The organism is Cellvibrio japonicus Ueda107 (assembly GCF_000019225.1).
Taxonomy (GTDB): domain Bacteria; phylum Pseudomonadota; class Gammaproteobacteria; order Pseudomonadales; family Cellvibrionaceae; genus Cellvibrio; species Cellvibrio japonicus.
In genome coordinates, this window is sequence record NC_010995.1 from 1,933,090 (window position 1) to 1,945,331 (window position 12,242).

The 12,242-nt window shown below is 48.9% G+C and carries 14 protein-coding genes; 13 read left to right on the forward strand and 1 reads right to left on the reverse strand.

Translation table 11 applies throughout. The features are described from left to right. Positions 1 to 42 precede the first annotated feature (42 nt). The 13 genes from CJA_RS08145 (at position 43) to CJA_RS08205 (ending at position 11,357) form a co-directional block, all read left to right on the forward strand. A complete protein-coding gene (locus CJA_RS08145) occupies positions 43 to 678 on the forward strand; it encodes a YceD family protein (RefSeq protein WP_012487295.1) in 636 nt (211 codons plus the stop codon). Positions 679 to 721: 43 nt separating this feature from the next. Then, entirely contained in the window at positions 722 to 904 is a 183-nt protein-coding gene (gene rpmF, locus CJA_RS08150; RefSeq protein WP_012487296.1) for a 50S ribosomal protein L32, read from the forward strand. 23 nt (positions 905 to 927) lie between these two features. Continuing rightward, positions 928 to 1,929, forward strand: a complete 1,002-nt coding sequence (gene plsX / locus CJA_RS08155; RefSeq protein ID WP_012487297.1) for a phosphate acyltransferase PlsX — start codon at positions 928 to 930, stop codon at positions 1,927 to 1,929. Positions 1,930 to 1,950: 21 nt separating this feature from the next. Next, entirely contained in the window at positions 1,951 to 2,889 is a 939-nt protein-coding gene (fabD, locus tag CJA_RS08160) for an ACP S-malonyltransferase (RefSeq protein ID WP_012487298.1), read from the forward strand. Positions 2,890 to 2,913: 24 nt separating this feature from the next. Continuing rightward, positions 2,914 to 3,657 (forward strand): 3-oxoacyl-ACP reductase FabG, encoded by a 744-nt coding sequence (fabG, locus tag CJA_RS08165; protein ID WP_012487299.1) that lies wholly within the window; start codon positions 2,914 to 2,916, stop codon positions 3,655 to 3,657. A 186-nt stretch (positions 3,658 to 3,843) separates the two neighbouring features. Then, positions 3,844 to 4,080: an acyl carrier protein gene (gene acpP / locus CJA_RS08170; protein WP_012487300.1), complete on the forward strand. Its 237-nt coding sequence runs from the start codon at positions 3,844 to 3,846 to the stop codon at positions 4,078 to 4,080. Positions 4,081 to 4,278: 198 nt separating this feature from the next. Continuing rightward, a complete protein-coding gene (fabF, locus tag CJA_RS08175) occupies positions 4,279 to 5,517 on the forward strand; it encodes a beta-ketoacyl-ACP synthase II (RefSeq protein ID WP_012487301.1) in 1,239 nt (412 codons plus the stop codon). 83 nt (positions 5,518 to 5,600) lie between these two features. Continuing rightward, positions 5,601 to 6,479: an aminodeoxychorismate lyase gene (gene pabC / locus CJA_RS08180; RefSeq protein ID WP_012487302.1), complete on the forward strand. Its 879-nt coding sequence runs from the start codon at positions 5,601 to 5,603 to the stop codon at positions 6,477 to 6,479. 12 nt (positions 6,480 to 6,491) lie between these two features. Beyond that, positions 6,492 to 7,580: an endolytic transglycosylase MltG gene (gene mltG, locus CJA_RS08185; RefSeq protein ID WP_012487303.1), complete on the forward strand. Its 1,089-nt coding sequence runs from the start codon at positions 6,492 to 6,494 to the stop codon at positions 7,578 to 7,580. Positions 7,581 to 7,726: 146 nt separating this feature from the next. After that, a complete protein-coding gene (locus tag CJA_RS08190; RefSeq protein ID WP_049765427.1) occupies positions 7,727 to 9,442 on the forward strand; it encodes a glutamine--tRNA ligase/YqeY domain fusion protein in 1,716 nt (571 codons plus the stop codon). Positions 9,443 to 9,447: 5 nt separating this feature from the next. Next, positions 9,448 to 10,848: a cysteine--tRNA ligase gene (gene cysS, locus CJA_RS08195; protein ID WP_012487305.1), complete on the forward strand. Its 1,401-nt coding sequence runs from the start codon at positions 9,448 to 9,450 to the stop codon at positions 10,846 to 10,848. Between the two features lie 13 nt (positions 10,849 to 10,861). Next, positions 10,862 to 11,056: a hypothetical protein gene (locus CJA_RS08200; protein WP_012487306.1), complete on the forward strand. Its 195-nt coding sequence runs from the start codon at positions 10,862 to 10,864 to the stop codon at positions 11,054 to 11,056. A 10-nt stretch (positions 11,057 to 11,066) separates the two neighbouring features. Then, positions 11,067 to 11,357, forward strand: coding sequence for a hypothetical protein (locus tag CJA_RS08205; protein WP_148208827.1), 291 nt, complete (start codon positions 11,067 to 11,069; stop codon positions 11,355 to 11,357). Between the two features lie 16 nt (positions 11,358 to 11,373). Here CJA_RS08205 and CJA_RS08210 read toward each other — a convergent pair whose 3' ends face one another. After that, positions 11,374 to 12,186, reverse strand: a complete 813-nt coding sequence (locus tag CJA_RS08210) for a cytochrome C assembly family protein (RefSeq protein ID WP_012487307.1) — start codon at positions 12,184 to 12,186, stop codon at positions 11,374 to 11,376. Positions 12,187 to 12,242 lie beyond the last annotated feature (56 nt).

The following is a 12,242-nucleotide window of genomic DNA, read 5'->3' on the forward strand; positions in this document are numbered from 1 at the left end:
TCTTTGCCGATTCAAAAGTGACCCGTGTCAAGGATACCCAATATGCAGGGGGATTTTACCTGCAAACCACTAAATAGCACTCTCTCGTTGATTTTGGCCCAGTTTTTCTTTGACAGATCAAGGGCATATCCCTATGATTGCGCGCTTATGTCAAAGCCCCCATTTCACAAGCCATTTCCACGCCAGGGCGACCCTCGCAAATTTGCCCAGCAAGGGGTTGAATTGGAAGGAGTTATTGCCATTGCTGATCTGTCTCGCCTGGCCGATGCCGTAGAGGGCAGCAAAGGTGATATTCAGGTAAAACTGGCTTTTGGTGTTAATGAAGAGGGTAAGCGAGTAGTAACTGGCAACGCTAGTGGTGATGTTTCCCTGGTGTGTCAGCGTTGTCTTGAGCTGGTTACTTATACGCTTGAAAGTGATATTTCGCTGGCTATCGTGTGGGACGAAGATGCAGCTAAAGCGCTGCCTGCTTATCTCGATCCCTGGATAGCCGGAGAAGGCGCAGCAGACTTTTACGAGATGATCGAAGAAGAATTGTTGCTGGGTTTACCTCCAGTGGCCTACCACGGAGAGCCTTGTGTTGATAGCAGGCTCTACTCCAGTGGTAAACCGGTTGAGGTAAAAGAAACCAAAAACCCTTTTAAAGTGCTGGAGCAACTCAAGAGCTCGCCGAAATAATGAGGCGCCTCGGTTCCAGTGAGTATGTAAATAGGAGCAAACCATGGCTGTTCAACAAAACAAAAAATCCCGTTCCAAGCGCGATATGCGTCGCTCACACGACGCACTGACTGGCCCAACCCTGTCAGTTGATGCTGTTAGCGGTGAAAAGCATCTGCGTCACCATGTTACTGCCGACGGTTTTTACCGCGGACGTAAAGTGATCAATAAAGGCAGCGACGAATAAGTCGGCCTGGCGACGAGTAACACTTGTCGGCAACTATTCGAATAGCAGTAGATGCTATGAGCGGGGACTTAGGTCCCCGCGTTGCTATTGATGCTGCCCAAAATTTTCTGCAATGCCATTCCGATCTTGAAATCACCTTGGTTGGCGATGAATCCCAGCTCCAGCAGGCACATTCCTTAACCGGTAAAAACTCTCGTCTGCATTACCTGCATGCTCCTGATGTCGTCACTATGGCGGATGATCCATTGTCGGCTTTGCGCCATAAGAAAAATTCCTCTATGTGGAAGTCTTTGGAGCTTCTGTGTCTGGATCGGGCAGATGCTTGTGTCAGCGCAGGAAATACGGGTGCGCTTCTCGCGATGGCCAGGCACCAAATAAAAACTTTGCCAGGTATAGAAAGGCCTGCCATTTGTAAATCTATGCCAGTGCGCTCAGGTGTAACTTATTTGTTAGATCTGGGGGCGAATATTGACGTGGGGCCAGAGTTATTGCATCAGTTCGCACTAATGGGGGCTGCATTGGCGAGAGCTGCGGGTGTTGCAAATCCCCGGGTATCTTTATTGAATATTGGTACAGAGGAATACAAGGGTACTCAGGTATTGCAGCAGGCCCAAGTGTTATTACAGAGTGATAACAGCTTTACCTATAGTGGTTTTGTTGAGGCTAATCGTATTTTCAACGGGGACGTGGATGTGATTGTCTGTGATGGTTTTCATGGGAATGTAGCGCTTAAGGCCAGTGAGGGTGTTGCACAGTTTATTGCAGACAAGATTGCTGTTGAATTTAAGCGGCATGTTTTCAGCCGGGTGATGGCATTTTTGGCATGGCCAACACTGCGTCGCCTTAAGTTACAGTTAAATCCTGCACGCTATAATGGCGCCAGTTTTTTGGGCCTGCAGAAACCTGTGATTAAAAGCCATGGCAATGCTAATGAGCAGGCCTTTATTCACGCACTTGAGGTGGCGCTCCAGCAGGTACAAGAGCGTGTTCCTCAGCGTATTCTCGAACAGATTTCCCTTCATTAATATCATCGAAAGTAATCAATTATGACTCAACAACATCTTGCTTTTGTATTTCCTGGCCAGGGTTCGCAAAAAATTGGCATGCTTGCTGAATTGGCAGCCGAATATCCTATTGTGCAATCAACTTTTGCGGAGGCCTCAGAGGTACTTGGGTATGATTTGTGGGCTTTAGTTCAAACTGGCTCGCAGGAAGAGATTAATTTAACTGAGCGAACCCAACCTTTATTACTGACGGCCAGTGTTGCTGTGTGGCGTGTATGGAATCAAAAGGGTGGGGCGCAACCTGCTTTGGTTGCAGGGCATAGCTTGGGTGAGTGGAGTGCATTGGTCTGTGCTGGTGTAGTTGACTTTAAAGCGGCTGTAAAAATTGTACAATTACGTGGCAGATACATGCAGGAAGCGGTTCCAGCAGGCGTTGGTGCTATGGCGGCAATTATCGGGCTGGATGATGAACTGATTAAGGATGCCTGTAAAAAGGCAGAACAAGGTGATGTGGTTGCTGCCGTGAATTTTAATTCACCTGGCCAGGTAGTCATTGCCGGTACCGCAGCAGCTGTTGAACGTGCTAGCGCACTGTGTAAGGAGGCCGGTGCCAAACGTGCTTTGCCGCTGCCGGTGAGTGCACCTTTCCATACAGAATTAATGCGCCCTGCGGCCGAGCGCCTTGCTGATTTAGTGAGTGCAACAGTCTTTTCTGTTCCTTCAATTCCTGTTGTACACAATGTTACAGCCGCAACCGAAAGTAATCCTGAGAAAATTAAAGCGCTCATGATTGAGCAAATCTATAGTCCTGTGCGCTGGGTGGATTGTGTCAATACTATGGTTGAGTTGGGAGCGACTACCACTATTGAATGTGGTCCAGGCAAAGTGCTGTCAGGCTTGAATAAGCGTATTGCTGCACAATTGAGTGCGTTGTCTGTTGAAAAACCTGAAGAACTGGATGTGGTATTGGCTGCTGTTTAATTTGATTAATCTGTGAGTGACATCATGAATATAAATGACAAAGTGGCGTTGGTAACTGGAGCCAGTCGCGGTATTGGTGCTGCTATCGCTGAGCAATTGGGTAAAGCGGGGGCAATTGTTATTGGCACTGCCACTAGCGAGTCCGGGGCTGCAAAAATTTCTGAGCGTTTTGCCGAGCTGGGTATTCGCGGTTCCGGTAAGGTATTAAATGTTACCGATGCTGAATCAGTGGCTAATTTATTGAAAGCCGTTGGTGACGAATTCGGTGCCCCCGCCATATTAGTGAATAACGCCGGTATCACCAAAGATAACCTGTTGATGCGGATGAGTGATGAGGAGTGGTTTGATGTAATCAACACCAATCTGAGCGCTATATACCGTCTTAGTAAGGGGGTATTGCGTGGCATGATGAAGGCCCGCTGGGGGCGCATTATTAATATCAGTTCTGTTGTCGGGTCTATGGGAAATCCCGGACAGTCTAATTATGCGGCAACAAAGGCTGGTGTCAGTGGTTTTGCCCGCTCTTTGGCGGCTGAGGTGGGGTCCAGGAATATCACTGTTAATACAGTGGCTCCCGGTTTTATTGATACGGATATGACCAAAGCCCTACCTGAAGAGCAAAAAGCACAATTGATGGCGCGCATCCCTCTTGGCAGGCTGGGGGCACCGGAAGAGATTGCGGCGGTTGTCCTGTTCCTGGCCAGTGATGCAGCGGGTTACATTAGTGGCGAGACAATCCATGTTAATGGCGGCATGTATATGTCTTAACTGCATATAAATTATCATTTTTAATCACTATTAATTATCAAAAACCCAATTTTTTTAGATTTCGGCATTACCAGAGTCGCAAAATAGATGTAAAATGCCGGACGATTTTGACCGAAACACCCGGAGTTGCTTTCAACTCAAGTCAGGTTGTTTCGCTTATACAACCACTAGGAGTTACATAACATCATGAGTAGCATTGAAGAACGCGTAAAAAAGATCGTTGCTGAGCAACTGGGTGTGAAAGAAGAAGAAGTAAAAAACGAAGCTTCTTTCGTCGAAGATCTGGGCGCTGATTCTTTGGATACCGTAGAGTTGGTAATGGCTCTCGAAGAAGAATTTGAAACTGAAATTCCCGATGAAGAAGCCGAGAAAATCACCACTGTTCAATTGGCTATCGATTACATCAATGCCAATCTGGCGTAAGCTTCAAGCTAGCTGATTTGTACTTCCAAAGGAGCCGTATTATTGAAAAATAGTACGGCTTTTTCTTTTGTTAGCTTTATCTATCAGTCAAAAGCGCGTTTAACCCCTTGTTTGTTGTTATCCGTTAGCTAACAAGACATGGCCGTTGTTATTTTTCGACGGCGGTGATTTTTTGTCCTTTGCAGGAGAAGCCTTAAGGTGTCACGCAAAAGAGTTGTAGTCACTGGTCTGGGTATGATCAGTTCCCTGGGCAATACCGTTGCTGATACTTGGCAAGGTATTGTTAATGGCAAAAGTGGTGTTGCTACTATTACTGCATTCGATGCTTCTGCTTTTAGTACACAATTCAGCGCATCGGTTAAAAACCTCAATGTTGAAGATTATTTTCCGGGTAAGGAAGCCCGTAAAATGGATCCTTTTATTCAGTATGGGATGGTTGCGGGCATTCAGGCTATTCGTGATTCAGGCCTGGAAGTTACCGAAGCCAATAGTGGGCGCATCGGTGTTTCCATTGGCTCCGGGATTGGCGGTATAGGTACCATTGAAGATGGTACCTCCACCCTTGAACACAAGGGACCGCGCCGTATTTCACCATTTTTTGTGCCCAGTGCCATTATCAATATGATTGCGGGCAATTTGTCGATTATGTATGGCTTGCGTGGCCCTAATGTGGCGATTACTACGGCTTGTACTACCGGTACCCATTCCATAGGTTTTGCGGCTCGCATGATTCAGTATGGCGATGCTGATGTCATGATTGCTGGTGGGGCAGAAATGGCAACAACACCATTGGGGTTGGGTGGCTTTGCAGCGGCACGCGCCCTCTCTACCCGCAATGATAATCCGCAGGCGGCAAGCCGCCCCTGGGACAAAGATCGCGATGGATTTGTCCTGGGTGATGGAGCGGGTGTGCTCGTGCTGGAAGAATATGAGCACGCCAAGCGGCGCGGCGCTAAAATTTATGCAGAGCTGATTGGCTTTGGTATGAGCGGCGATGCTTATCACATGACCTCTCCACCGGAGGATGGCTCAGGTGCTGCTGCATCTATGCGCAATGCTATTCTTGATGCGGCCATCTCTCCTGAGTTGATTAACTATATCAATGCTCACGGTACTTCTACCCAGGCGGGAGATTTGGCAGAGTGCCGTGCTGTTAAGTCTGTTATGGGCACAGCTGTTGATCAGGTCGCGGTCAGTTCGACTAAATCGATGATTGGTCATTTGCTGGGGGCAGCCGGTGCGGTTGAGGCTATTTTCAGTGTGTTGGCTATCCGCGATCAGGTTGCGCCGCCAACAATTAATTTGGAGAATCCGGATGAGGGCTGTGATATTAATCTGGTCCCCCATCAGGCCCAAGAGCGTAAAATTGAGGCGGTATTGTCCAACTCTTTCGGTTTCGGCGGGACCAATGGATCGCTGATTTTCCGTAAGGTGTAACTCCGGTAATTGCTGCTTTCCAGAAAACGCCGGGCTAAAGCCCGGCGTTTTTGTTTGGATAACTTTATGGGTAGACTTGGCTCATGCCTGCAAACTTTCCTTTAATCAGTGTAAATGGTCAGATCGGGGGAAGCATCTCTCCTCTTGATCGAGGTTTTGCCTATGGCGATGGGGTTTTTGAAACCTGTCGTTTATGCTATGGACACATTCCCCTGTGGGATTTCCACTACCGGCGTTTGAGCAATAGTTGTCAGCAGCTGCGAATTCCTTTGGATGAAAGGAAATTATTGGGGTTTATGCATTCATTACTGAGTCGCGATGATGTGGTTTCCCTCGCCGATGCCGTGTTTAAACTGGTCGTTACACGCGGTGTTGCGCAAGACCCGGAGGCTCGTGGTTACCGTATCCCGGCTTCGAGTCATACTACCTATTGTCTTTCCATTTCCCCTGCCAAACCCCTGCTGTCTGCCCAATACCAGCATGGGATTCGTGTGCGTATTTGTCGCCAGCGCTTGGCAGATTCTGTATTGGCCGGGTTGAAACACCTGAATCGTTTGGAGCAGGTGCTGGCCCGTAGTGAATGGACTGATGAGTATGATGAAGGCTTATTGCTGGATCTGCGTGGTAACCTGATAGAGGCAACGGCAGCCAATATCTTCATCCGTAGGGATGGGCAGTGGTTTACGCCGGATTTATCGAGTACTGGTGTCGCAGGGGTAATGCGCGATTTTTTGCTGACCACACTGATGCCGACACTGGGCGAACCTGTTCGGATCATGCCCTTGGGATTAAACAAACTTGCGATGGCTGATGAGGTCTTTTTGTGTAACAGCATGATCGGTATCTGGCCGGTTTGCCTGGCAGACACTGCTAACTTGAGTTGGCAGGTAGGAGCGGGCACGCGTCAGTTACAGTCGGCCTATGAGGCCTGGCTTCAGGCGTTTGCCAATATCAAACAGTAAAGATAGTGACTTATGGTGTCGATTAGCCGTTTTATTGTTTCTCTGTGGCGCAAGTTGCTGATTCTGGTGTTCGTGGTTTTGCTGGTTGCCTTAGGCTTGGCTTATGGTGCGTGGCGTTACTTCAATTATTGGTTGGATCAACCTTTAGCGATTCCTGCTGAAGGGTATGTTTACGAATTGAAGCCGGGGCAAAGTCTTGGCCATTTAGCGGCCCAACTGGGCGCTGATGGTGTGCTAGAGCACCCTGTTTTGTTGCGGGTATATGGGCGCCTGCAAAATGCTCACAAAATTCACGCGGGGGAGTATCGATTCGATGTAGGTGCCACCCCTAAAAGCCTGGTGAGCAAGTTGCTGAAAGGCGAGGTTATTCTCTATCAAGTGACGATTGTCGAGGGGTGGACCTATGCGCAGGCATTGGATGCTGTTGGTAAAAGCCCTTATTTGCGGCATTTGCTAACAGGTAAGGATATGGAGGCGCAAAAGGTATTGTTGGGCTTGGAGGATATGCACCCGGAAGGTTGGTTTTTCCCGGATACCTACAGTTTTCCTCGCAATACAACCGATGTGGATTTATTAAGGCAAGCTCACCAGAAAATGCGCCATGAGCTGGAGCGGGCCTGGGAGAATCGGGCCGGGCAACTACCCTATAAAACGCCTTATGAGGCGCTAATTATGGCATCGATCATTGAGCGGGAGACGGGCCACCATGCTGAACGGGACCAGATCGCCGGCGTGTTTGTGCGACGTCTACAGCAGGGGATGAGGCTGCAGACAGATCCTACTGTTATCTATGGTATGGGGGAAAAATACCAGGGCAGGATCTCGCGCAAGCATTTGCAGGAGGCTACGGCCTACAATACTTATGTGATTGATGGTTTGCCGCCCACACCCATCGCCCTACCCAGTGCTGCGTCGATTCGTGCTGCGTTACATCCGGCAGATGGCAACGCCTTGTATTTTGTTGCCAAAGGGGATGGCACCAGCGAGTTTTCGGCAACTCTGTCAGAGCATAATGCTGCAGTGAGGCGTTACCAGCTCAAGCGCCGTGCTGATTACCGCTCATCGCCACCGTCACCGCAAAGCACTAACCAGACACCCTAAGCCCCTGAAATATCGGGATTTTGCCTGATTGCCCCGGTATCAAAAGGCCGGGCGACTGAGTACAATAGAGCCATTTTTATCCGTACCACAACCATCCGTTGGTTATTGGTGCACACCTTCGTTGATTGATTGGACATACCCACGCTATGAGCGAACACGATTCCGCCGCCAACACCCATTCTGACGCAAGCGCCGAAGTTAAAAGCAAGCCCCAACATTTTATTCAACAGATCATCCGTCGCGATCTGGAACAGGGGCTGCACCAGAAGATCGTCACTCGTTTTCCGCCTGAGCCCAATGGTTATTTGCACATCGGTCATGCCAAGTCCATTTGCCTGAATTTTGGTGTTGCCCAGGAGTTTGGTGGTGTGTGTAACCTGCGCTTTGATGACACCAATCCGGAAAAGGAGAGCGAAGAATTCGTTAACTCCATTATGGCGGATGTGAAATGGCTCGGCTTCCAATGGGATGGCAAGGTGAAATACACCTCCGATTATTTCGACCAACTCTATAATTGGGCCATCCATTTAATTAATGAGGGTCTGGCGTTTGTGTGTGACCTGAGTGCAGAGCAGATGCGCGAATATCGCGGCACCCTGACCGAACCGGGTAAAAACAGCCCTTACCGTGATCGATCTGTGGAAGAAAACCTGGCGTTGTTTGAAAAAATGCGCGCCGGTGAGTTTGACGAGGGTACTTGTTCCCTGCGCGCCAAAATTGATATGGCTTCGCCTAATATCAATTTGCGTGACCCGATTATCTACCGCATCAAAAAAGCCCATCACCACCAAACCGGTGACAAGTGGTGCATTTATCCTTCTTATGATTTTGCCCATGGCCAAAGCGATGCTATTGAGGGAATTACCCACTCCATCTGCACGCTGGAGTTTGAAGATCATAAGCCGCTTTACGATTGGTTTATCCAGCATCTACCGGTGCCAGCGGTGCCGCGTCAGTATGAATTTGCACGCTTGAATATCAACTATGCGGTGACCAGCAAGCGCAAACTCAAGCAGCTGGTAGATGAGGGTTATGTGGATGGCTGGAATGACCCGCGTATGCCCACCATTTCCGGCATGCGTCGTCGTGGTTATACACCATCGTCTTTGCGTGAATTCTGTGAGCGCATTGGTGTAACTCGTTCCGATGGTGTGGTTGATGTCAGTATGCTGGAGTTCTGTGTACGTGATGACCTGGATAAGAATGCACCACGTGCTATGTGTGTGCTTCGTCCGCTCAAGTTGACTATCACTAATTATCCGGCAGACAAAGTGGAGTATCTGAGTGTACATAACCATCCCAGCCGCGAGGACTTGGGGAGCCGCGAACTGGTATTTTCCAACACCTTGTATATTGAGGATGAGGACTTTCGCGAGGAGGCCAACAAAAAGTACAAACGCCTGGTGATTGGGAAACGTGTGCGTTTGCGTGGTGCTTATGTCATTGAAGCCGATTCCTGTGTGAAGGATGACAATGGCAATATCATCGAAGTAAAGGCGCGCATTATTGAAAATACGTTGGGCAAAGATCCGGAGGATGGTGTGAAACCCAAGGGGGTTATTCACTGGGTATCTGCCGCCCATGCACGCGATTGCGAAGTGCGCCTTTATGACCGTCTGTTTAATGATGAGGCCCCGGATGCAGGCGGCAAGAATTTCCTCGACGCGATTAATCCCAATAATTTGGCGATACTGCCAAATGCCAAGGTGGAACCAGCCTTGGCTAATGCAAGCGTTGGAACTACCTTCCAGTTTGAGCGCCAGGGTTACTTCTGCCTGGATAGCAAGTACTCAACGGCAGAACACCTGGTGTTTAACCGCACCATCGGTTTGAAAGACTCTGCTGGCAAGAACGAGGATTAACAGGCATGGCATTGCAGATTTACAACACGCTCTCACGCCAGAAGGAAGAGTTCAAGCCATTAAAGCCGGGCAAGATTTCCATGTATGTCTGTGGCATTACGGTATATGACTATTGCCATATCGGCCACGCACGCGTATTGGTTGCTTTTGATGTAATCACCAAATTTTTGCGGAGCCAGGGGTGGGATGTCACCTATGTGCGCAATATTACCGACATCGACGATAAGATCATCAAACGCGCCAACGAAAATGGTGAGCAATACACTGATCTGACCAAACGCTTTATCGATTATATGCATGAGGACGAAGCGCGTCTGGGGATTGCTCGCCCGGATATAGAGCCGCGTGCTACGGCTTTTATTGATCAGATCATCAATATGAATCAAGCCTTGATCGACAAGGGTTATGCCTATCCAGCCAGCAATGGCGATGTGTACTATCGCGTAACCCGCTTTGCGGATTACGGTAAGCTCACCAACAAAAATGTAGATGAGTTGTTGGTTGGTGCGCGCATTGAAGTAGATGAAATTAAAGAAGACCCGCGTGATTTCGTGCTATGGAAAGCGGCTAAAGCCGGTGAGCCCGCCTGGAAATCACCCTGGGGGCAAGGTCGCCCTGGTTGGCATATCGAATGCTCGGCCATGAGTAAAGATTGCTGCGGTACTACCTTTGATATCCATGGTGGTGGTCCGGATTTACCTTTCCCGCATCACGAAAATGAAATTGCCCAGAGCGAAGCGGCCAATGGTTGCAAGTATGTAAACTATTGGATGCATGCAGGCGCTGTGCGTGTGGATGGGGAAAAAATGTCCAAATCTCTGGGTAATTTTTTCACTATTCGTGATGTATTGGAAAAATACCATCCTGAAGTCGTGCGCTTTTTGCTAGTGAGCAGCCATTACCGCAGTCCTATCAATTACGCGGAAGATAATCTGGTAGAGGCTCGTACAGGCTTGGAGCGTTTCTACGGTGCACTGCGTGACTATGCCGATGTGGAATCGTTACCACTGACTGAGTTACAGGCCAGTGATTATTACCGTAGTTTTGTTGCGGCTATGAATGACGACTTTAACACTCGCGTTGCTTTGGCGAGTATGTATGACCTGGTTAGGGAGTTGAATAACGCTGGTAAAACTGATGTTGAGCGTGCGCAACGTCTGGCAGGGGAATTGAAAGCATTGGGATTGATTCTTGGCATTCTGCAGGAGAATCCCAGGGTCTTTTTGCAGACTGGCACCAGCGGCCAGATTGCTGCCGAAGAGGTGGATCGTTTGGTTGCCGAGCGTATTCAGGCTAAAAAAGAAAAGAATTATGCCCGTGCTGATGAAGTTCGTAAGCAATTAGCTGATAACGGAATCCTGATTGAAGATGCCAAAGATGGTACTACCCAGTGGCGTCGTGAGTAAGTGAGGTATTGTTGTGTTTAATGATCAGGCCATGATGTGGGCGATAAGTTTTTTGGTGGTTTATGTTGCTGCACAAGTGTTTGTGGCGCGCCACCCTCGTTTTGCCAGCTATAGTCCAATTAAAAGAAGTCTTGCAGTAAAAGTTATTTCTTTAGCGGGCTTTGCCTTGGCTTATGTATTTGTCCAGATGGGAAATTCGGGCATTTAGGAGTTGCTGGGTGATGTTGCTGCGCAAGCTATTAAAAAATCGTGGACTAGGTATGAATCTGCTGGCCAGTCTGTGTCTGCTGGCGTTGTTTATCTACACCTGGGATTTGGATATGGGTGAGCTGGGCAGGAGACTGTTAGCGATTTTGCTGGCGCTGGTGATTCTTGTTGCGGCGGCGGCATGTATAGGATGGTGTTTGTATCGATTTCGCCGACGCACCCAACAGGATATTTACCCCGCTGACGATACTCCTGGACATGAGCGGGGTATCTCGACAGACAGAAAGCAGAAAGATGACTGATCTGCGCATGACAAATTTAAATGCGTTGAAGAATCATCTCCAGAACCAGGCGACTTCCGAAATAAGCCAGCATCAGGCAAATAAAACCGGCCAGTGCCCAGCGTATGGCTTTGTTTCCTCTCCAGCCCAATTGCCACCTGCCCCATAGCAAGACGGCGTAAATTACCCAGGCACAAAGTGAGAATACTGTTTTGTGCACCAGATGCTGGGCAAACATATCCTCCAGAAACCAGAAGCCAGACACTATTGCCAGCGTCAGCATGATCTCTCCCACCCACAATAACTCAAACAGCAGGGCTTCTATGGTTTGCAGCGGGGGGAGCAGACGTACACCGGGTGTCAGGTGTTTGTGTTTCAGTTGGTGGGATTGATACGCAAGTAGCAGAGCCTGGAGACTGGCAATGGTTAGCAGGCTGTAGGCGATAATCGATAAGATCACATGGGTGGCAATAGAGTAGTCCAGCAGATGGCTTGCCTGATTTTTACTCACGATTGATGCCAGAACAGAGAGTGCCGACAAGGGATAAAGAAGGACAAACAGGTTGTGAAGTGCTTTCTTCAGGCTGCTAATCAGCACCAGCAGGTTAACTGCCCAGAAAATCAACGAGGACACCCCGAAATAGCTTAGGTGGAAGCCCTCGCGATAGAAACCATTACCAATGACCCCTATGCCATGGAAGACCAGGGCAACAGCGGTGGTGACTAACAGCGATTTACGCTCCAGGTCGTGCTGGCGCAGGAGGCGGGTAATAAAATAGAGGCTTCCAGCACTGTAAAAAACCAGGGCAAGCAAGTTGGCGCCAAGAGTCAGAGAACTGGAGATAATCATGCCGTGACAAGTTCCATGGGCAAGCGATGAAAGGTGCCCAGTGTGTCACAAGGCGC